This window comes from Caulobacter segnis (genome assembly GCF_003243465.1).
Lineage (GTDB): Bacteria > Pseudomonadota > Alphaproteobacteria > Caulobacterales > Caulobacteraceae > Caulobacter > Caulobacter segnis_A.
This window is the reverse complement of sequence record NZ_QFQZ01000010.1, coordinates 40,691-61,748: the sequence shown is the minus strand read 5'-3', so window position 1 is coordinate 61,748 and position 21,058 is coordinate 40,691. Positions and strand designations below refer to the sequence as shown.

Below are 21,058 nucleotides of genomic sequence, written 5' to 3'. Positions count from 1 at the left end.
GGACGACCTGCGAAGCAGGTCCGGTGGGGGCCTACGGCGCTAACCAAACAAACCATGGATCCACCACTTCGGCGCCTCGTCGCCGCCAAACAGTCCCTGCCGGAAGATCCAGTATCGCCCGCCGGCCTCGTCCTCGACGCGGTAGTAGTCGCGGATCTTGCCGGGGCCGGTCTCGCCCTCGGCGACGCCCGCGCGCCACCATTCCTGGGCGATGCGCTCGGGCCCCTCGGCGCGGCGGACGCGGTGGGACCGACCCCGCCAGGTGAAGGACACCGGCGGGTCGTCGGGCACCTTGGCCAAGGCCGTGATCGCCTCGGGGCGCTTGAACAGGCGCACCGGGCGCGGGCGGTCGGGGTCCCAGGCCGCGGTCGGCGGCGGGTCCAAGGGCGCGGCGCGGACCACCGAGCGTTCGGGCACGTGGCTCTCGTACGGATCGGCCCGCCAGACGCGCGCCTCGCCCAGGCGGTTGACCAGCCGGTCGATCAGCGGCGCCAGGGTCTCGTCGAGGCCGGCGCCCGCCGTGCTGTCCAGCCCGTTCTGCACGGCGGCCAGGGGCTCGACCCCGGCGGCATGGACGGTGACGACCTCGATCCCGAAGCCCGGATCCACCTTGTCCAGCTTGGGAACGACCAGCTTGGCCAGCCGCTTGGCGTCGCGGCCGATCCGCGCCAGACCCGCACGCACCGGCAAGGCCTGCCCGTCCAGGCGGTGGAACACGACCTCGAAGCGCTTGGCCCCGCGCCCCTCGGCCTCCAGCCGGGCGCAGATCAGCTCAAGCGCGTCGGCGGCCACCCGGGCCAAGTCCTCGGGCGCGCTGATCGGCTCGAAGAAGGCCAGGCGGTCGAACCACGGCGTGGCCGGCCGGCGAAAGGTCAGGGCCTCGCTCGCCGCGCCCAGGGCTTGGTCCAGCCGCGTGGTGAAGGCGAGGCCAAAGCGCTTGGCCAACTGGGCGCGCGGCAGGCCGTACAGCTGGCCGACGCGATGCAGCCCCAGGCGCGGCAGCTGGGCCTCGGCCGCCTCGTCCAGGCGCAGGGTCGCGACGGGCAGGTCGGCCAGGGCCTCGCGCTGGCCGCCGGGCGGAACGACGGCCAGGTCCTCGCCATGGCGCGCCAGACCCCAGGCCGCCCCGGCCGTGTCGGCGATCGCCGCTCGCGCCGGCACGCCCCAGCGCGCCAGCCGCGCGACGAGGTCGACCAGCATGGCCTCTTCCCCGCCCCACAGGTGGTCGGTCCCGGTGATGTCCAGCAACAGGCCGTCGTCCCCGTCGATCGCCACGGCCGGCGAGAACCGCACGCACCAGTCGCACAGCGCCTCCAGCGCCGCGCGGTCGGCGGCGGGATCGTGGTCGTAGGTGACGAGGTCCGGGACCAGCGCCAGGGCGTCGGCGGCCTTCTGGCCGGGGAACAGGCCAAGGGCCCGCGCCCGCTCGTCGACGGCGGCGAGGCGGCGGGTTCCGCGTTCGGAGACGAGGAGGGCGAGGGGGGGCTCGGACGGCGACTTGCCCCCTCCGGATGCTGCGCATCCTCCTCCCCCAGAGGGGGAAGAAGGGGAGCGGCGGACTTCTTCCCCCTCCGGGGGAGGAGCGCCGCAGGCGCGGAGGGGGCCTGTGTCACCCGGCTTCGCGCCACCCGGGTTCCGCCGGCGCCACGTCGTGATCGGCCAGTTGGGACACCAGACGGAAAGGATGCGGGCCATGGCCGGCCTCCTGCGCTTCCAAGATCCAACCGCCGGGACGTCCGCCCCGGCAGCGCTTGAGTTCGACCCGCCAGCGTGGCGGGCCCAGGCCAATGTCGTCGGGCGGCGGCCCGCTGGGCTGGGGCGCGATCCGCCAGCGGCTGAACGAGGCCGAGCCGGACACCGTCCGAGGCCCCTCCCCCGCGCGGCCGCCATACGGACGACGATGCAGCAGCAGCCCAAGGCCGCCGCGCTTCTCGCAGGCCAACTGCAGCCGGCGACCGGCGGTCAGGTCCGGCGCCTCGGCCTCGCCGACCGCCGCGGCGACGCCCTCCGTCGACAGCGCGTCCTCCAGCACCGACAGCACCTCGGCCTCGTCGCGGGCGCGGACCTGGATCAGCCGCCGGGCGGGGAAGCCCAGCCCCGCAAGCCCCGGCGCGAACAGGTCGCTGCGCCGCGCCACCCAGACCACGACGCCGGTCGCAACCAGGGGCTTCATCAGCAGGCTGGCGAAGGCCGCCGGGGCCGCGCCGGTCTCGCCCTCCAGCCCCGCGCCGACCACCTCGTGCCAGGCGCCCAGCGGCAGGCCGCCGCCCGGAAAGCAGCCGTCGATGGCTGGATCGCCGAACGGCAGGACCGGAGTCGGAGTCCGAGTCCCCGCTTCGATCGCGGCGATCCGGCCTCTCAGGGCCGCAAGACGCGCCTCGCGCGATCCGGCCATTCCACACTCCATGTTCTATTTTTGTTCTCGCGCCAAGCAAGGCGAGAGTCAAGGTATGGAGTGTCGCGGGTGAGGGTCAGTCCTGGGGAAGGAACCAGCGGGCCACGAGGATCGGGCCGAGGAAGAAACCGATACCGCAGGTGTCGGCGACCACGTCCAGGATATCGGCGTCGCGGCCGATGATCGGCAGGCCTTGCAGGATCTCGATGGCGACCCCGAAGCCCAGCAGCACCACCGCGATCTTCCACCATCGGCTCTTGGGCAGGGCCAGGGTCGCCAGGAAGGTCAGGCCGTAGAAGACGATGAAGTGCTTGGCCTTGTCCCACGGGATCAGGCCCTTGGAGTCGTCGCCGGGCGCCAGGGCCGCGTAGAGCGTGAAGGCGACGGCGGCGAGAAAGACGGCCAGGCCCAACCGGTTGATCTTGCGCGGAACGGGCAGGGACATGCGAGGCCTTGGCGGTATCCCTCTCCCCTTGCGGGAGAGGGTGGCCCGAAGGGCCGGGTGAGGGGTCGCGCTGGCGATACCGTGCAACCCCTCATCCGTCATCCTTCGGATGACACCTTCTCCCGCAAGGGGAGAAGGGCGATCAGTCTCAGAACGTCAGCGCGCGGGCTTCCTTGACGTGCGGCAGGGCCTGGATCTTGCCCAGCAGCGCGGCGTCCGGGGCCTGGTCGACGCCCACGAGGGCGATGGCGTCCTCGTCGGCGGCCACGCGGCCCAGGTTGAAGGTGGCGATGTTGACGCCCGCCTCGCCCAGCAGGCCGCCCAGGGCGCCGATGAAGCCCGGCTTGTCCAGGTTGTTGATGTACAGCATGGCCGGCGAGAAGGCCGCGTCCAGCTCCATGCCCTTGACCTCGACGATGCGCGGCGCGCCGGCGATCACCGTGCCGGCGAAGGCGCGCTTGCCCTTCTCGGTCGTGATGGTCACGCGCATCAGGCTGTCATAGGTGGGGCTGACTTCCTGGCGGCTCTCGGAGACGGTGATGCCGCGCTCCTTGGCCACGGCCGGGGCCGAAACCATGTTGATCTCGGCCAGCATCGGCTTGAGCACGCCGGCCAGGGCGGCCGAGGTCATCGGCTTGACGTTGAGGTTCGACACCTCGCCCTCGTAGGCGATGTCGATGGCCTTGATGCCGAAGTCGACCATCTGGCCGGCGAAGGCGCCGATCTTCTCGGCCAGGGCCACGAACGGCTTCAGCTTCGGCGCTTCCTCGGCCGTGATCGACGGGCTGTTCAGCGCGTTGGTGACCGCGCCGGTCAGCAGATAGTCCGAAACCTGCTCGGCGACCTGCAGGGCGACATTCTCCTGGGCCTCGCTGGTGGAGGCGCCCAGGTGCGGGGTGGCGACGACCTTGTCCGAGCCGAACAGCGGGTTTTCCTTGGCCGGCTCGACCGTGAACACGTCGAAGGCCGCGCCGCCGACGTGACCGTCGTCCAGCAGCTTGCGCAGGGCCGCCTCGTCCACAAGGCCGCCGCGGGCGCAGTTGACGATCAGCACGCCCTTCTTGGTCTTCGCGAGCGCTTCAGCCGACAGGATGTTGCGGGTCTTGTCGGTCAGCGGGGTGTGCAGGGTGATGACGTCGGCGCGGGCCAGCAGGTCTTCCAGCTCGACCTTCTCGACGCCCATCTCGACGGCGCGTTCGGGCGACAGGAAGGGGTCGTAGGCCACGACCTTCATCTTCAGGCCCAGCGCGCGGTCGGCGACGATGCCGCCGATGTTGCCGGCGCCGATCAGGCCCAGGGTCTTGGCGTAGAGCTCCACGCCCATGAAGCGGTTCTTCTCCCACTTGCCGGCCTGGGTCGAGGCGTCGGCGGCGGGGATCTGGCGGGCCAGGGCGAACATCATGGCGATGGCGTGCTCGGCCGTAGTGATCGAGTTGCCGAAGGGCGTGTTCATCACGACGATGCCCTTGGCCGTGGCGGCTGGGATGTCGACGTTATCGACGCCGATGCCGGCGCGGGCGATGACGCGCAGCTTGTTCGCGGCGGCGATCACGTCCTTGTCGAGCTTGGCGCCCGAGCGGATGGCGATGCCGTCATAGTCGCCGATCACGGCGATCAGTTCGTCCTTCGAGAGGCCGACCTTGATGTCGAAGTCGAGGCCGCGGTTCTTGAAGATGTCGACGGCGGCGGGGCTGAGCTTGTCGGCGATGAGGACGCGGGGAGCGGTCATGGAGTTGGTCTCCGGATATCGGGCCCCTCCCCCTCGATGGGGGAAGGGTTGGGATGGGGGTGCTTGCTGAGGCGGCGGGGGATCACCCCCACCCCTGCCCCTCCCCCATCAAGGGGGAGGGAGGGCGCGAATTAAGCGGCGGCCAGTTCGGCCGAGACGGTGGCGAAGGCCCAGTCGAGCCAGGGCGTCAGGGCCTCGAGGTCCGAAGCCTCGACGGTGGCGCCGCACCAGATGCGCAGGCCGGCCGGGGCGTCGCGATAGCCGCCGATGTCGAGGGCCGCGCCCTCCTTCTCGAGCAGGCTGGCCAGCTTCTTGGCGAAGTCGGCCTGGGCGTCTTCAGGCAGGGCGCAGATCTTGGGATCCACGACCTTCAGGCACACCGAGGTGTTCGAGCGGATCTCCGGCGTGGCGGCCAGGAAATCGACCCACGGGGTCTTGGCGACCCAGTCGGCCAGGACCTTCAGGTTCTGGTCGGCGCGAGCCTGCATGGCCTGCAGGCCACCGATCGAGGCGGCCCACTTCAGGGCGTCCAGGGCGTCTTCCACGCAGAGCATCGACGGGGTGTTGATCGTCGCGCCCTCGAAGATGTCCGCGGCGATCTTGCCGGCCTTAGTCATGCGGAACAGCTTCGGCATCGGCCAGGCCGGCGTGTAGCTTTCCAGGCGGGCCACCGCGCGCGGCGACAGGATCAGGATACCGTGCGCGCCCTCGCCGCCCAGGGCCTTCTGCCAGGAGAAGGTCACGACATCGAGCTTGGCCCAGTCCAGCTCCTGGGCGAACGCCGCCGAGGTGGCGTCGCAGATGGTGATGCCTTCACGGTCGGCCGAGATGAAGTCGGCGTTGGGCACGCGCACGCCCGAGGTGGTGCCGTTCCAGGTGAAGACCAGGTCCTTGGCCGGATCGACCTTGGCGGTGTCGGGCAGCTGGCCGTACGGGGCGCTCAGCACCTCGACGTCGGGCAGCTTCAGTTGCTTGGTGACGTCCGTGACCCAGTCCTTGCCGAAGGACTCGAAGGCCAGCAGTTGGACCGGGCGGGCGCCCAGCATCGACCACATCGCCATTTCGACGGCGCCGGTGTCCGAGCCGGCGACGATGCCGATCAGGAAGTCGGCGGGGACCTCCAGCACTTCGCGCGTCTGATCGATGGCGGCCTTCAGGCGCGCCTTGCCCAGCTTGGAGCGGTGCGAACGGCCGAGGACGGCGTTCCGGAGATTTTCGGGGGTCCAGCCGGGGCGCTTGGCGCAGGGGCCGGAAGAGAACTCGGGACGCGCCGGGCGGATCGCCGGCTTGGCGAGGGTCGTGGTCATAGCGATGTCTCCCATCCTTACAGATGGACTGCGCCCCGTTGGGAGGGCGTGGCCCGCCGGCGAGAAACCGTGTTCGCGGCCAAAAGGCAAGGAGAGATTTGTCGCGGCGCGCGCTTTTCTCGCCGTGCGAAGAAATTATTTACCCGCCGCTCGCCGACGCCAGGCCATGGCCGCGCCCAGCAGGATGCACAAGAGCACACCCGCCGAGTCCAGGTTGTTGATCAGGGCGTAGGTGTAGCCGCGGCGGGCGCCGGTCACGAAGTGATAGGCGTGCAGGCTGAACTGGATCGCCTGCAGAAGAAGGGCGCCGCCCAGCCAGAAGCTGGCGTAGCGCAGGGCCAGAAGCAGAAAGCCGACCCCGACGAAGCCGTCCACGGCCAGCAGCAGCAGGCCTTGCAGCTCGCCCCGTGTCGTCAAATGGATGATTTCGACGCCGATCGTCGAGGCCGCCACGATCATGCCGGCGTATCGCTCCGCCGCCCCGCCTTTCACCATCGCGAAAAGGCAGACGGCGAAAATCAACGCCAAGGACAGAATCAGAAAAAGCGACATAGGCATGAAAAAGGCCTCTAACCGGGATTAGAGGCCTTGTGGGTTAAACTATTGCAACCTTCAGATGACCTGGCGGAGACCCGCCTCGCCGGTCGTCCGGGTGCCTTGGTTCTTTTCTTCCACGCCAGCCAGCTTGGTGCGGATGCCGAGGCGGAGCTTGGTTTCGTTCAGCTCCGAGTGGGCTTCGACCATCGCCGACCGCGCCTGGCTCAGCGCGCTCATGGCTTCGGCCAGCTTCGTGGCGGCGCGATCGCCGACCACGGCCGAGATGCCGAGATCCTTACGAGCCTTCATCAGGTCGGCCATCAGTTCGGCCGTTTCGACCATCGCCGCGTCAACGGCGTTCTCCGACGCGAACAGCTTGGTCGCGACCCGTTGAGCAACAAACACTTTTTCCACGCCCGCCTCCATTAATGAAACACTAATGGTGAAGGTAAATAGGAAGTTAACTTAATTGCAATACCGTATTTGCGCGCAATCGTTGGCACGATCGGGCGCGCACGCATTTTTAGAAGTGAAGCGTTAGGAACCTTGCGGCAAACTGCCGCCGAATCGAGCTCCTGGACGCCTATGAGCGACAGACCCCACACGCGGGATTCCCGCGAATCGACGCACGCGCCGCTCCAGGCGCGGATCGCTGGTGTGGCTCTGGCCACCACGGTCCTCGCGCTCGTGGCGGCATGCCTCTGTTTCATGTTGCAGCAATGGAGCGTGGCGCGACAGGAATCGCGCGCCAACCACGCCGTCCTGGCCGAGATGGCCGTGGCGGGCGCGGCGGGGCCGCTGGCCGACAACAACCTTCCCGGCGTCTATCGCGCGCTTGAGGCGGTCTCAAGAGCCCCGGGGGTCGCCGCCGTTCGGATGATCGACTCGCGCGGCCGCACCGTCGCCCAGCTCGGCGAAGCCGCCCCTGCGGACGCCGACACGCTGAAGCGTTCGGTCAACGCCGGCGGCAAGCAGATCGGCGAGATCGTGCTGGTCGCTCGCCGCCCCAGCATAAGCCAGATCCTGGCCCGCGACCTGGCCTTGACCGGCGCTCTGTTCTTCGGTTCGGCGGGCCTGGCGATCCTGCTGGCCAACGGCATGGCCCGCAGCATGGCGCGCCCGATGAAGCGGCTGTCGCAAGCCATGCACGAGACCGCGGTCGGCGGCCGGTTCATGCCGGTCGAGCAGACGGCGGACGACGACGTCTTCCAGAGCCTGATCGACAGTTTCAACCATCTGGTGGCGCGGCTGCGCGCCAATGACGAGGACCTGCGCGGCGCCATGGCCGAGCTGGTCAAGGCCCGCGACGACGCCAACACCGCCAACGTGCTGAAGTCGCACTTCCTGGCCAATATGAGCCATGAGATCCGCACCCCGCTGAACGGCGTGCTCGCCATGGCCGAGGTCATGGACATGGACGAGCTGAAGCCGGCCCAGCGCGAGCGCCTGGCGGTGATCCGCGAGTCGGGCGGGCTGTTGCTGGCGGTCCTGAACGACGTGCTGGACCTCTCGAAGATCGAGGCCGGTCGCCTCGAGATCCAGGACCGTCCCTTCGACATCGCCCAGCTGGCCCAGTCGATCCGCGAAACCTACGCCCATCAGGCCCGCGAGAAGGGTCTCGCCTTCGAGGTGGCGGTGGCGCCCGAAGCCCAGGGCCTGTGGCGCGGCGACGCCGACCGGCTGCGCCAGATTCTTGGCAATCTGATCTCCAACGCGCTGAAGTTCACGCTGGAGGGCGCGGTCGCCGTTCGCTTCGCCTCGGCCGAGGACGGGTCGGGCCTGCGCATCGACGTGGCCGACACCGGTATCGGCATCTCATCGGATATCCTGCCGCGCCTGTTCGACAAGTTCGTGCAGGCCGACAGTTCGACCAAGCGCCGGTTCGGCGGGTCGGGCCTTGGCCTGGCCATCTGCCGCGAACTGGCGGCGCTGATGGGCGGCTCGATCAAGGTGCAAAGCCGCGAAGGCCGCGGCTCGACCTTCACCGTGCTGGTCGCGCTGCCCCGCGAGGAGGCGATCGTCCAGGTCCACGCTGTCGAGGAGGCCGCCGACAGCGCCCCGCAGCCGGCGCCGCAGACGGCCAAGGCGCCGCTGCGGGTTCTGGCCGCAGACGACAATCCGACCAATCAAAAGGTCATCGAGGCCGTGCTGGCCCCGCTCGGCGTCGAGCTGACGGCCGTGACCGACGGCGCGGCCTGCGTCGAGGCCTGGAAGGCCGCCAAGTTCGACATCATCCTGATGGACATCCACATGCCCGTCATGGATGGCATCGAAGCCGCGCGCGCCATCCGCGCCCTGGAGGCCCAGGAGGGCCGCGACCGCACCCCGATCGTGGCCGTGACCGCCAACGCCCTGGCTCACCAGGTCGAGGACTACCTGTCGGCCGGCATGGAAGGCCACGTCGCCAAGCCGGTCGAGGTCACCAAGCTCTACAGCGCGATCGACGACGCGATCGCCGCCGCCCGCATGGCCCAGGCCGCCTGAACCCAGGCCAGCCCATTATAGCACGCCTCTGAGAACCGCTTCCGCCGTCGCGAGTTCTTCTTGCTTCAGCGCCGTCGTCCCTCTGGGAACGTCGGCGGACATGATGATCAAGAGGAACCGAACCGATGAAGAAGATCATGATTCCGATCGCCGCGGTTTCGGCCCTGGCGGCCGTCACCCTTCCGCCCGTCGTATCGGCCCAGCCCATCCAGCAGCGCCAGGACCAGCTGGAGCGCCGCATCGACTTTGGCCTGCGCAACGGTTCCCTGACCCGCCAGGAAGCCTATCGGCTGCGGGCCGACCTTCGCGAGACCGAGCGCATGGAGCAGCGCTACCGTCGCGGCGGCCTGAACGGCTGGGAACGCGCCGACCTCGACCGCCGCTTCGACCGCATCAGCCAGCAGATCCGCTACGAACGCCATGACCGCGACTACGGCTACGGCTATGGCAACCGTCAGGGTCCCGCCCGCTGGTAGTCGGGCCTAGCTGAAGGCCGGCTCCACGCGGAGCCGGCTCTCCAACACGGTGACGCCGCGGCCGCGCAGCAAGACACGCGCGCCGCGGCGTTCGCATTCCAGATCCCCGCCGCGGCCCGGATAGGCCTGGTGGAACCGCAGGACCTCCGCGCCCAGCTTGTCGCCGTAGAGCGGCATGAGGATGCAGTGGGCCGAGCCCGTGGTCGGGTCCTCCGGAATGCCGAAGCCCGGGGCGAAGAAGCGGCTCACGACCGCATAGGGCCGCCCTGGATCGGCCTGGGCGACCACCACCGTCTGGCCAGGGCCACCGGTCGCCTCGCCGCCGATCGCCTTCAAGGCCGGCAGGTCTGGCTTCAGCGCCCGCACCGTCGCCTCGTCTTCCAGAACCGCGATCAGATAGGCGCCCGCCCAGACCTCGACCGGCGTCGCGCCCAGCGCCTCGGCGAGGCCATCCGGAATTGAGGTCCGGCGCGGCGGATCGGCGGGAAAATCCATCTCCAGACCCTCCCCCGCGCGCTTCACCGTCAACGGCCCCGACAGGGTGTCGAAGGTCAGCAGCGGCGCATCGGCGCCGAGCTCCGCGAACAGCATGTGCGCCGCCGCCAGCGTGGCGTGGCCGCACAGCGGGGCTTCCTGCGTCGGCGTGAACCAGCGCAGGCCGTAGCGCGCGGGATCGTCCGTCTTCAGCAGATAGGCCGTCTCGGCCTGATTATTCTCGGCGGCCAGAGCCTGCATCCAGACGTCGGTCGGCCAGGCGTCGAACGGCTCGACCACGCAGGCCGGATTGCCCTTGAAGGGGGCGCTGGCGAAGGCGTCGATGGTCCACTGGCGCATGCGGGCGATCTCCCGGAAATCCGTTGGACATCGCTGTTATGCGGGCGCGTGTCGCCGCGCAAAGCCTTTATTGTCCCGGTGACAATCAGGGCTCGATCGTGATCTCCGGCCAGCGGGCCTTGGCCGAGCCCGTCGTGCGCTCCCAGCCGCCGGCGCCTTTCAGCCGCAGCGGATTGGGCCGCAAGCGCAGGGCGAAGAGATCCTCCAGGCCGAACGGCGCGTGGACGGTCAGGCTGTCATCGGCCTCCAGACGCACGCCGACGCAGAAGGCCGTGGCGACGAAGCGCTTCAGCGCCGCGGCGCTGCTCTCCAGAGGCGGATAGGGCTCGTCGGCCCCGAACTTGTCGGCGAACCACAGATGGACCCGCGCCTGGTTGCGAACCTCGACCAAGTCGCGCAGCGGCGGGTCGAAAGCGGCCGCGACGCGCTTGATGACCACGTCCTCGGCCTCGTAGCTGACATCGCCGGCGTCGTGATAGGCCAGGTCATAGTCCTTGATGCCGTAGTCCAGCGGCCGCCCCGTCAGGTGGTTCCAGACAGGCTGGTAGACCGCGCCGGAGAAGATCATCCAGTCGGGCAGGTCCAGCTCGCGCGCCGTCTGGAGCACGGCCCAGGTGGTCGGGGTGGCGCGGACGATCTCGGCCAGCCGGGCTTCGAGCGCGCCCGTCATGCGCGCAGCGTCCAGCCGTGGTCCAGCGGGCCATGGCCGCCGCCGAAACCGGGCGCGCGCAGCATAGCCTCGTGGACATAGTTCCAGGCGCGGGCGACCGCCTGCTCCAGCGGCAAGCCCTGAGCCAGCCCCGCCGCGCAGGCCGAGGCCAGGGTGCAGCCGGTGCCGTGGGTGTGGCGGGTCTCGATCCGCTCGCCCTCGAAGGTCGTCTCGCCTTCGGCCGTCATCAGCACGTCGATGACGCGGTCTCCCGCCACATGCCCGCCCTTCATCAGCACCGCCTTGGCGCCGAGGGCCAGCAGGGCCTCGCCGGCGCGGCGCAGGTCGTCGGTAGTCTCGACCGTCAGGCCCGTCAGGGCGGCGGCCTCGGGGGCGTTGGGGGTCAGCAGGGCCGCGCGCGGGATCATCAGCGCCTTGACCGCGCCGATCGCCGCCTCTGCCAGCAAAGGCGCGCCGCCCTTGGCCACCATGACGGGGTCGACCACCGCCGGGACCTGGCCCGCGTGGTCGATCGCGGCGGCCACGGTCTCGACCACGGCGGCGTCGCCCAGCATGCCGGTCTTGATCGCGTCGGCCCCGATGTCGTCCAGCACCGCGCGGGCCTGGGCGGCGATGATGTCCAGCGGGATCGGGTGGACGCCCGTGACGCCCAGGGTGTTCTGCACCGTCACCGCCGTGATCGCCGTGGCCGCATAGCCGCCAAGCGCGGTGATCGTCTTGATGTCGGCCTGGATTCCCGCGCCGCCTCCGGAATCCGATCCGGCGATCACGAGAACACGGCCTTGCGGCGCCGGGGATGATGCTTGCGACATGGCAGACGTTTAGGCGGGAATCGGCGCGATGGGGAGGCCCGACCCGCGCCGGTCGTGAGTCAGGCCGCCCCGATCGACCACGCCCAGGGCGCGGACGGTAAATCGCCGACGAGACGCTTTCCTCGGCGCCGTTCAGCGCTTAATAACTCCTACAATAAGCGGCGCACGGCCGCATCGCGTCAGGGAGTTCGCGTATGGCCCATGGTGACTGCTGCTCCGGCCTCCGCGCGGGATGGCCCAGGCGTTCCGTGCTCGCCGGCGCCCTGGGCGCTATGGCCTCGACCAGCGCCCTGACCGCCGCAGCCGCCGCTCCAGGCGCCCCCCGCCTCTCCCCGTTCGACATGCGCGACGTCGAGCTGCTCGACAGCCCCTTCCTGCACGCCCAGCGCCAGACCGAGGCCTATCTGCTGTCGCTGGAGCCCGACCGCCTGCTCAGCGCCTTCCGCACCAACGCGGGCCTCGCGCCCAAGGCCCCGCCCTACGGCGGCTGGGAGTCGGAAGCGATGTGGGCCGATATCAACTGCCATGGCCACACCCTGGGCCACTACCAGTCGGCCTGCGCCCTGATGTACCGCTCGACCGGCGACGCGCGGTTCAAGCAGCGCGTGGACTACATCGCCGACGAACTCGCCGCCTGTCAGGCGGCGTCCAACTCCGGCCTCATCTGCGCCTTCCCGAAGGGCCCTGCCCTGGTCGCGGCTCATATTCGCGGCGAGAAGATCACCGGCGTGCCCTGGTACACCCTGCACAAGGTGTTCGCCGGCCTGCGCGACGGCTGGCAGCTGGCCGACAGCCAGACCAGCCGCGCCGTGCTGCTGCGCCTGGCCGATTGGACGGTCAAGGCGACCGCCCCGCTGTCGGACGCCCAGTTCGAGACCATGCTGCAGACCGAGCACGGCGGCATGAACGAGGTCTTCGCCGACCTCTTCGTCCTGACCGGTGATGCGCGCTACCGGACCGCGGCCGAGCGCTTCTCGCACAAGGCCCTGCTGACGCCGCTGTCCCAGGGCCGCGACACGCTGGATGGCCTGCACGCCAACACCCAGATCCCCAAGGTCATCGGCTTCCAACGCGTGCATGAGGCCACCGGCCAGGGCGCCTACGGCGACGCCGCCCTGTTCTTCTGGCGCACCGTGACCCGGACGCGGTCGTTCGCCACCGGCGGTTCGGGCGATAACGAGCACTTCTTCCCGCGCGCCGATTTCGACAAGCGCGTGTTCTCGGCCAAGGGCTCGGAGACCTGCTGCCAGCACAACATGCTGAAGCTGACGCGCGCCCTGTTCGCCCAGGACCCGCGCGCCGAGTACGCCGACTATTACGAGCGCACCCTCTACAACGGCATCCTGGCCTCGCAGGACCCCGACAGCGGCATGGTCACCTACTTCCAGGGGGCGCGGCCGGGCTACATGAAGCTCTACTGCACGCCGGTCGACTCGTTCTGGTGCTGCACCGGCACGGGCATGGAGAACCACGCCAAGTACCGGGACTCGATCTACTTCCACGACGCCAAGACGCTGTACGTGAACCTGTTCATTCCGTCGAAGGTCGCCTGGAAGGCGCACGGCGCGACCCTGACCCAGACCACGACCTTCCCGGACGACCCGACCACCACCCTGCGCTGGAGCCTCAAGCGCCCGACCGCCCTGACGCTGAAGCTGCGCCAGCCGGGCTGGAGCCGCACGGCGACGGTCCTGGTCAACGGCAAGGTCGCGCTGCGCTCGAAAACCCCCGGATACCTCCAGATCGCCCGCACCTGGAAGGACGGCGACACGGTCGAGCTGCGCCTTGAGATGCGGACCGGCTTCGAGACCGATCCCGCCGCCACGAACATCGCCGTCTTCACCCACGGCCCGCTGGTGCTGGCCGGCGCCCTGGGGACCGAAGGCCTGGCGCCCGGCGCGGACATCATCGTCAACGAACGGCTCTACGGGAAGTACAACGACGGCCCGTTCACCCCGCCGACGCTGTCGGGCCAGCCAGCCTCGGTCGCCGCCCGCATCCGGCCGACGGGCAAGCCGCTGGAGTTCACGGTGACCTCGGCCGAGGGCGGCGCGGTGCGCCTCGTTCCCTACCACCGCATCGCCCACCAGCGGTACGCGACCTACTGGCGGCTGAGCGACGCCTAGCCGTCGAACCCAAGGTTGGCGCGCGCCCTACGACAAGGCGCGCCGGCCGCTCGGCGTCGCCAGCGGCGCCTTGAGCTCTTTCGAATGTCCGTTAAGGCCCGCACCGATCTTTAAAAGCAGCCACACCGCCGCAAGATCCTAGTAGAATATTCCTTATTTAGGATTTCCCCCGGCTTCGTAGACATTAATCGATAAACTTTTCGATATGCGAATAATATGATATTTGCTTTTTACTTTGATACCGCTCACACGAGACAGATATTAGGGCGAATTCTAAAGTCTTCATGCCTTTCCGACTGATTTCTATACATGGGTCATATTGCCGCATATCGACTTCGTTAACCTCGACCTAAACGCCCCCCCCCGCAAGCTCCAGCATAACCTTTCCTCCTGCGTGTGAGCTCGCGCCGATGATCGACAACCTGAAACTGCTGACCAAGATCATGACCGTGATCGGCCTGATGGCCGTTCTCGCGCTCGGCGGCGCCATCTTCGGCGTGCTTCAGATCATGAAGGTCGACACGGCCTATTCAGAACTGACCGACCACCGCGCCCCGGCCGCCGTGGAGCTCGTGCGGATCAACCGCTCGCTGAACAAGCTGAGCTATGCGGCTTATCGCACCCTCGTCTATGACGGCGCGTCGGCGGAGGCGAAGGCCGCGGCCAAGGCGGGCGCCGACGCGGTCAAGGAAATCAATACGGCGGCGGCGAAGGCCAAGCAGATCGATCCGGCCCAGGCCGCCTTCGTCGACTCGATCATGCCGAAACTCAACGCCCTGACCGGGACGGGGCAGGCCGTCATGGAAGCCGGGCTGAGCAACGACGACGAGAGCGCCAAGGCGCTGCTGCGCGGCTACGACAAGGACGTCGTCAAGCTGAGCACCGAAATCAAGCGGCGAAACAACAGCCTGACCAAGGATATCGCGGCGCAAAGCGCGAATCTGTCCAATGAATCGCGCTTCGACATGGCCACGCTGTTCGGCCTCATGATGGTGGCGATCGTGGTGGGCGGCGCCGCCGCGGCCTGGATGGCGATCTTCAAGATCACCCGTCCGCTGCAAGCCCTGGCCGGTCGCATGGAAAAGCTGGCCAATGGCGATCTCAGCGTCGAGGTGCAGGGGCAAGCCCGTCGCGACGAAGTCGGCCTGATGGCCAAGGCCGTGCAGATCTTCAAGGACAACGGCATCAAGGCCCGCGAGGCCGCCGCCGAGATCGAGGCCGCCCGCGCCGAGAACGAGGCCGAGCGCGCCCGCAACGACGCCCAGCGCCGCGCGCTCGAGGCCGAGCAGACCATGATCGTCCAGACCCTGGCCCAGAGCCTGGGCCGCCTGGCCAAGGGTGACCCGACGACCTCGATCCAGGCCGACTTCCCCGGCCAGTACCGCCAGATCAAGGACGACTTCAACGCCGCCGCCCAGAGCCTGCGCACCGCCATGACCGCGATCCGCACGGCCGCCGAAGGCGTGCGCGGCGGCGCGGCCGAGATCTCCGAAGCCTCTAACGACCTGTCGCGCCGCACCGAGCAGCAGGCCGCCAGCATCGAGGAAACCGCCGCGGCGCTTTCGGAAGTGGTCGGGCGGGTCAAGCGCAGCGCCCAAGGCGCCAATGAAGCTTCTAAAGCCGCCTCCGGCGCCCGCGTCGACGCTCAGCAGTCGGGCGAGATCATGCGCCAGGCGGTGGCGGCCATGGCCCAGATCGAGGAAAGCTCGGGCCAGATCAGCCAGATCATCGGCGTGATCGACGAGATCGCCTTCCAGACCAACCTCCTGGCCCTGAACGCCGGCGTCGAAGCCGCTCGGGCGGGCGAGGCGGGCAAGGGCTTCGCCGTCGTCGCCCAGGAGGTCCGGGCCCTGGCCCAGCGCTCGGCCGAGGCCGCCAAGGAGATCAAGCAGCTGATCTCCGACAGCAGCTCGCAGGTCGACCAGGGCGCCAAGCTGGTGACCAGCACGGGCGAAGCGCTGCAAGGCATCGTCGACAAGGTCAGCCACATCGACAGCCTGATCAAGGAAATCGCCGCCAGCGCTCAGGACCAGGCCAACAGCCTGTCCGAGGTCAACGCCGCCGTGAACCAGATGGACCAGGTCACCCAGCAGAACGCCGCCATGGTCGAAGAGGCCACGGCCGCGGCCGCCAGCCTGAGCGGCGAAGGCGCCGAACTGACGCGCCTCGTCGGCCAGTTCCAGATCGCCAACGACGACCAGGTCGCCGGCGGGGTCACCAAGCGGGCGTCGGGCTTCTAGCCCTTGAAGGGGCGCGGGGCCTACCGCGCTCCGGCGATCGCCGCCTGGACCGCCAGGGCCTGGACCGTCTCGCGCACGTCATGGACCCGGACCGCCGCCACGCCCGCGGCGGCGGCGGCCAGATGCGCGGCGAGCGAGCCGCCCAGGCGATCGTCCGCCTCGCGCGCCGAAGGATCGACGCTGGCGATGAAGCGCTTGCGGCTGGCGCCCAGCAGGATCGGATAGCCCAGGGCCACGAACCGCGGCAGGGCCGCCAGCAGGGCGAGGTTGTGCTCGGCGGTCTTGCCAAAGCCGATGCCGGGATCGAGCCAGATCTTCTCCTTGGCGACGCCCGCGGCCATGGCGGTGAAGGCGCGAGCCAGCAGGAAGGCCTCGACCTCGGCGACGACGTCGTCATAGCGCGGGGCGTCCTGCATGGTCCCGGGCTCGCCCAGCATATGCATGAGCACGACCTCGCAGCCCAGCGCGGCGGCGACCTCGGGCGCGTCGGGCGAAAAGCGCAGGGCGCTGACGTCGTTCCAGATCGTCGCCCCCGCCTTGACCGCCGCGCGGGCGACCTCGGGCTTCATGGTGTCGATCGAGATCGGGACCGCGCTGGCCGCGCGAACCGCCTCGATCACCGGAACCACCCGCCGGATCTCCTCGAAGGCCGAGACGGGCGTCGCGCCAGGCCGGGTGCTCTCGCCGCCGATGTCGAGGAGGTCCGCGCCCTGGGCGATCAGCCGCCGCGCGTGTTCGATCCCTTCCGCCGGATCGAAGAACCGGCCGCCGTCCGAGAAGCTGTCGGGCGTGACATTGACGATCCCCATCACCTGGGGGCGCGGAGCGGCGGGACGGGCGGCGAGGCTCATGGCCGGGCTTTTACCCCTCGCACAGCATCCGGTCGATGCGTCCGGTCAGGTCGCCGACGGCGAACGGCTTGGTCAGCACCTCCATGCCGTGCTCGATATGGCCGTGGTTCAGCACGGCGTTCTCCGCATAGCCGGTGATGAACAGGACCTTCAACTCGGGACGCAGGGCCCGCGCCGCGTCGGCCACCTGGCGGCCGTTCAGCCCACCCGGCAGGCCGACATCGGTGATCAACAGGTCGATGCGTCGTTCGCTCTGGAGGATGCGCAGGCCGGCCGCGCCGTCCTGCGCCTCCAGAACGGCGTAGCCCAGCTCGCTCAGGGCGTCGACCACCAGCATCCGCACGGTCGGCTCGTCATCGACCACCAGCACCGTCTGGTCGGCGTGGGCGGGCGCCGCGTCCGGGCTGGCCAGTATCGGATCCTCGTCCTCGTCGCCCAGGTGCCGGGGCAGGTAGAGGCAGACCATCGTGCCCTGGCCCACCTCGGAATAGATCCGCACATGGCCGTTCGACTGGCGGGCGAAGCCGTAGACCATCGACAGGCCCAGGCCCGTCCCCTGGCCGATCGGCTTGGTGGTGAAGAAGGGGTCGAACACCCGCTCCAGCGTCGCCTTGTCGATGCCCGAGCCGGTGTCGCTGACGCAGACCGAGACGTACTGGCCGGACTCCAGGCCGTGCTCGCGGGCGGTGCGCTCGTCCAGCCAGCGGTTGCCGGTCTCGATCGTGATCCGCCCGCCGTCCGGCATGGCGTCGCGCGCATTGATGCAGAGGTTCAGCAAGGCGTTTTCGAGCTGGTTGGCGTCGACCAGGGTCGGCCACAAGCCGGCGGCCGCCACCATCTCCACGTCGATCGACGGGCCCACGGTGCGGCGGACCAGTTCGACGAAATCGGCCATCAGCCGGTTGATCACCACGGCCCGGGGCGCGAGGGTCTGGCGACGCGAGAAGGCCAGCAGGCGATGGGTCAGGGCCGCCGCACGCCGCGCCGCGCCTTGCCCCGCGCCCAGATAGCGCTCGACGTCGCCGGTCCGGCCCTGGGCCAGCCGCGTTCCGATCATCTCGAAGGCGCCCGAGATGCCGGCCAGCAGGTTGTTGAAGTCGTGAGCCAGGCCGCCGGTCAGCTGGCCGACCGCCTCCATCTTCTGGGCCTGGCGCAGCTCCTCCTCGGTCCGCTCGCGCTCGGCCAGGGCCTCGGTCACGCGGGCCTCCAGAGTCTCGTTCAGATGGCGCAGCTCGGCCTCGGCGCGCTTGCGGTCGGTGACGTCCTGGAAGAGTACGGCCACCTGTTTCAGCTCCGGCGGCTCGATGCGGAACGACGACAGCGACAGGTGGCGTCCCGTCGCCACCAGCTCCTGTTCGAAGCGGATGGGAACGCCGGTGCGTAGCACAGCGCCGTAGCGCGCGACCCAGGCGTCGGCCTCGGCGGGGACCATCTCGCGCAGCGTCTGGCCGACGACATTGGGAATGCCCGCGTGCCGCTCATAGGCGGCGTTGGCCATGATGTGGATGTAGTCGCTGTCGGGCCCGTGCGGGCCGTCGAAGAATTCGATGACGCAGAAGCCCTCGTCCATCGACTCGAACAGGGCGCGATAGCGGCGCTCCTTGGCCAGCCGCGCCTGGTCTTGCAGGACCCGGGCGGTGATGTCGTTGCAGTGGACCAGAACGCCCTGGACCACCCCGTCCTCGTCTCGGACCGGCGAGGCCAGCAGGTTGCACCAGGCCTCCTCGCCCGCCCGGGTGAAGGAGACATTCTCGAGCACGACGCTTTCCCCCGCGCGTCCCCGCGCCAAGAGTTCGGCGGCCTGGGGAATCGGCAGCGCCTCGACAAAAGGACGGCCCAGGGCGTTGGGCAGGTCCAGCATGGCGCGGGCTGCGTCGTTGTGCAGGGTCGCGGCGGCTTCGCCCCAGGCCAGGAACGACGGAATGGGCGAGGCCAGCATCATGCCAGCGGCGACTTTCAAGGCCGCGGGCCAGGCCTTCGGCGGCGGCAGTCCGGTGCTGGTCCAGTCCCCGGCTGCGATCGCCGCGCCCATCTGGCCGCCGCGCGTCAGGAAGCCACGGGCAAGACCGACTTCGCTGGCCCTGTCGTCGTCAAGCGTAGTGACCATTGGCCTGCGTGCGCCCCGGACCGCGAACTTGCGGTTAAGCTCCAACGCTCCTGTTGCGAACGGGTTTCAGCGGGACAAGAAAAAAGCCGGCCCTTTCGAGCCGGCTTGATCCCTGGAAGTCTCAGCGACGTCAGGCGGTGACGCTGGCGCCCGCGCCCGGAGACAGCGGCACCAGCGACGGGGCCACGATCGTCTCCTTGGTCTCTTCCTCTTCGCGCTTCGGGGGGACGCCCTTCAGCACGCCGGCGATCTCCTCGCCCGAGAGGGTCTCGTACTCCAGCAGCGCCTTGCCCAGGGTGTGCAGGTCCTCGATCTTCTCGGTGAGGATGCGGCGAGCCTCGTCCAGGCCGAACTGCACCAGGCGCTTGACCTCGCTGTCGATCAGCCGGGCGGTTTCTTCCGAGACGTTCTGGGTGCGCGCGACCGAGTGGCCCAGGAACACCTCGTCCTGATTGTCGCCATAGGCCACCGTGCCCAGGGCGTCGGAATAGCCCCAGCGGGTGACCATGTTGCGGGCGAGATCCGTGGCGGCCTTGATGTCGCTGCTGGCGCCGGAGGTGATGTTCTCCTTGCCGAAGATCAGCTCCTCGGCCACGCGACCGCCCATCATGATGGCCAGGCGGCTGGTCATCTGCTGGTACTTCATCGAGTAGCGGTCGCCTTCCGGCAGCTGCATGACCATGCCCAGGGCCCGGCCGCGCGGTACGATGGTGGCCTTGTGCACCGGGTCGGCCAGCGGGACGTTCAGGGCCACGATGGCGTGGCCGCCCTCATGATAGGCCGTCAGCTTCTTTTCTTCCTCGTTCATGGCCATCGAGCGGCGCTCGGCGCCCATCATGACCTTGTCCTTGGCCTGCTCGAAGTCGCTCATGGTGACCATGCGGCGGTTCTTGCGAGCGGCCATCAGGGCGGCTTCGTTGACCAGGTTGGCCAGATCGGCGCCCGAGAAGCCCGGGGTGCCACGCGCCAGCGTCTTGACGTCGACATCGGCGGCCAGCGGCACGTTCTTCATGTGCACGCGGATGATCTTCTCCCGGCCGGCGACGTCGGGGTTGGGCACCACGACCTGACGGTCGAAGCGGCCCGGACGCAGCAGGGCCGGGTCCAGGACGTCCGGACGGTTGGTGGCGGCGATCAGGATGATGCCTTCGTTGGCCTCGAAGCCGTCCATCTCGACCAGCAGCTGGTTCAGGGTCTGCTCGCGCTCGTCGTTGCCGCCGCCCAGGCCCGCGCCGCGATGGCGGCCGACGGCGTCGATTTCGTCGATGAAGATGATGCAGGGGGCGTTCTTCTTGGCCTGCTCGAACATGTCGCGCACGCGGCTGGCGCCGACGCCGACGAACATCTCGACGAAATCCGAACCGGAGATGGTGAAGAACGGCACGCCGGCCTCACCCGCCACCGCGCGGGCGATCAGGGTCTTGCCGGTGCCGGGAGGGCCGACCAGCAGGGCGCCCTTCGGGATCTTGCCGCCCAGGCGCTGGAACTTGGCCGGGTCCTTCAGGAAGTCGACGACCTCCTGCAGCTCTTCCTTGGCCTCGTCGACGCCGGCGACGTCTTCGAACGTGATGCGGTTCTTGTTCTCGGTCAGCAGCCGGGCCTTGGACTTGCCAAAGCCCATGGCGCCCTTCGCCCCGCCCTGCATCTGGCGCATGAAGAATAGCCACACGCCCACGACCAGCAGGATCGGCAGCAGCTGGACCAGGATGGCCAGGAAGCTGATCGAGCCGCTCTTGAACTTCACGTCGGCGTTCTTGGCCACCATGCGGTTGACCAGCTCGTCGGAGTCCATCGGGGCGTTGACCGTCAGCACCTTGCCGCTGGCGTCCTTGGCCTGCACGACCTGGCCCGAGATCTCGGCCGACTTGATCTGTCCGGCGTCGACCTGCTTGAGCAGCTGCGAGTAGCTGATCTCGCCGCCGCCCTTGGTGCGCGCGTTCTGGCTCACGAAGAACACGCCCATCAGGGCCGCCACGATCACCAGCCAGATGGCTGCGTTCCGAAAATTCATACGCGTTGTCTTCCCAACGATAGGTCTTCGCCCC

At 69.0% G+C, this 21,058-nt stretch carries 17 protein-coding genes; 4 read left to right on the top strand and 13 right to left on the bottom strand.

The window, feature by feature from the left end; genetic code table 11:
• Window positions 1-39: 39 nt before the first annotated feature.
• The 7 genes from DI526_RS05335 to DI526_RS05305 form a co-directional block, all read right to left on the bottom strand.
• A complete protein-coding gene (locus tag DI526_RS05335) occupies window positions 40-1,695 on the bottom strand; it encodes a DNA polymerase Y family protein (RefSeq protein ID WP_304275005.1) in 1,656 nt (551 codons plus the stop codon).
• Window positions 1,610-2,407 (bottom strand): ImuA family protein, encoded by a 798-nt coding sequence (locus DI526_RS05330; RefSeq protein WP_304275001.1) that lies wholly within the window; start codon window positions 2,405-2,407, stop codon window positions 1,610-1,612. Before DI526_RS05330 ends, DI526_RS05335 begins: the two co-directional genes overlap by 86 nt.
• Before the next feature lie 64 nt (window positions 2,408-2,471).
• On the bottom strand, window positions 2,472-2,840 hold the full coding sequence (locus DI526_RS05325) for a VanZ family protein (RefSeq protein ID WP_304274998.1): 369 nt from the start codon (window positions 2,838-2,840) through the stop codon (window positions 2,472-2,474).
• A 148-nt stretch (window positions 2,841-2,988) separates the two neighbouring features.
• Entirely contained in the window at window positions 2,989-4,569 is a 1,581-nt protein-coding gene (serA, locus tag DI526_RS05320) for a phosphoglycerate dehydrogenase (protein WP_304274996.1), read from the bottom strand.
• 131 nt (window positions 4,570-4,700) lie between these two features.
• Window positions 4,701-5,876 (bottom strand): phosphoserine transaminase, encoded by a 1,176-nt coding sequence (locus DI526_RS05315; RefSeq protein ID WP_304274994.1) that lies wholly within the window; start codon window positions 5,874-5,876, stop codon window positions 4,701-4,703.
• A gap of 135 nt (window positions 5,877-6,011) precedes the next feature.
• Window positions 6,012-6,428, bottom strand: a complete 417-nt coding sequence (locus DI526_RS05310) for a hypothetical protein (RefSeq protein WP_304274991.1) — start codon at window positions 6,426-6,428, stop codon at window positions 6,012-6,014.
• 60 nt (window positions 6,429-6,488) lie between these two features.
• Window positions 6,489-6,827 carry a hypothetical protein gene (locus DI526_RS05305; protein WP_304275034.1) on the bottom strand — a complete coding sequence of 113 codons (339 nt, stop codon included), beginning with the start codon at window positions 6,825-6,827 and terminating at the stop codon, window positions 6,489-6,491.
• Between the two features lie 171 nt (window positions 6,828-6,998).
• Here DI526_RS05305 and DI526_RS05300 point away from each other — a divergent pair, with 171 nt between their 5' ends.
• Entirely contained in the window at window positions 6,999-8,897 is a 1,899-nt protein-coding gene (locus DI526_RS05300; RefSeq protein WP_304274988.1) for an ATP-binding protein, read from the top strand.
• A 125-nt stretch (window positions 8,898-9,022) separates the two neighbouring features.
• Window positions 9,023-9,373, top strand: a complete 351-nt coding sequence (locus DI526_RS05295; RefSeq protein ID WP_304274986.1) for a hypothetical protein — start codon at window positions 9,023-9,025, stop codon at window positions 9,371-9,373.
• Between the two features lie 6 nt (window positions 9,374-9,379).
• On the opposite strand, the gene DI526_RS05290 is transcribed toward DI526_RS05295, so the two are convergent.
• The 3 genes from DI526_RS05290 to thiD form a co-directional block, all read right to left on the bottom strand.
• A complete protein-coding gene (locus DI526_RS05290) occupies window positions 9,380-10,207 on the bottom strand; it encodes a PhzF family phenazine biosynthesis protein (RefSeq protein ID WP_304274984.1) in 828 nt (275 codons plus the stop codon).
• An 85-nt stretch (window positions 10,208-10,292) separates the two neighbouring features.
• The gene (locus DI526_RS05285; RefSeq protein ID WP_304274981.1) at window positions 10,293-10,877 is read right to left on the bottom strand and encodes a nucleotidyltransferase family protein; all 585 of its coding nucleotides are present in this window, start codon (window positions 10,875-10,877) and stop codon (window positions 10,293-10,295) included.
• A complete protein-coding gene (gene thiD / locus DI526_RS05280) occupies window positions 10,874-11,689 on the bottom strand; it encodes a bifunctional hydroxymethylpyrimidine kinase/phosphomethylpyrimidine kinase (RefSeq protein ID WP_304274978.1) in 816 nt (271 codons plus the stop codon). The genes DI526_RS05285 and thiD overlap by 4 nt, the downstream gene beginning before the upstream one ends.
• A gap of 248 nt (window positions 11,690-11,937) precedes the next feature.
• Between thiD and DI526_RS05275 the strand changes: the two genes are divergently transcribed.
• Together DI526_RS05275 and DI526_RS05270 are read left to right on the top strand one after the other, a co-directional pair.
• Window positions 11,938-13,815, top strand: coding sequence for a glycoside hydrolase family 127 protein (locus tag DI526_RS05275; protein WP_304274974.1), 1,878 nt, complete (start codon window positions 11,938-11,940; stop codon window positions 13,813-13,815).
• A 410-nt stretch (window positions 13,816-14,225) separates the two neighbouring features.
• On the top strand, window positions 14,226-16,055 hold the full coding sequence (locus DI526_RS05270; RefSeq protein WP_304274972.1) for a HAMP domain-containing methyl-accepting chemotaxis protein: 1,830 nt from the start codon (window positions 14,226-14,228) through the stop codon (window positions 16,053-16,055).
• A gap of 20 nt (window positions 16,056-16,075) precedes the next feature.
• Here DI526_RS05270 and folP read toward each other — a convergent pair whose 3' ends face one another.
• From folP to ftsH, 3 genes are all read right to left on the bottom strand, one after another.
• Window positions 16,076-16,906, bottom strand: coding sequence for a dihydropteroate synthase (gene folP, locus DI526_RS05265; protein ID WP_304274969.1), 831 nt, complete (start codon window positions 16,904-16,906; stop codon window positions 16,076-16,078).
• Between the two features lie 10 nt (window positions 16,907-16,916).
• On the bottom strand, window positions 16,917-18,938 hold the full coding sequence (locus tag DI526_RS05260; protein WP_304275032.1) for a PAS domain-containing sensor histidine kinase: 2,022 nt from the start codon (window positions 18,936-18,938) through the stop codon (window positions 16,917-16,919).
• 205 nt (window positions 18,939-19,143) lie between these two features.
• A complete protein-coding gene (gene ftsH, locus DI526_RS05255) occupies window positions 19,144-21,024 on the bottom strand; it encodes an ATP-dependent zinc metalloprotease FtsH (protein ID WP_304274966.1) in 1,881 nt (626 codons plus the stop codon).
• Window positions 21,025-21,058: the final 34 nt, after the last annotated feature.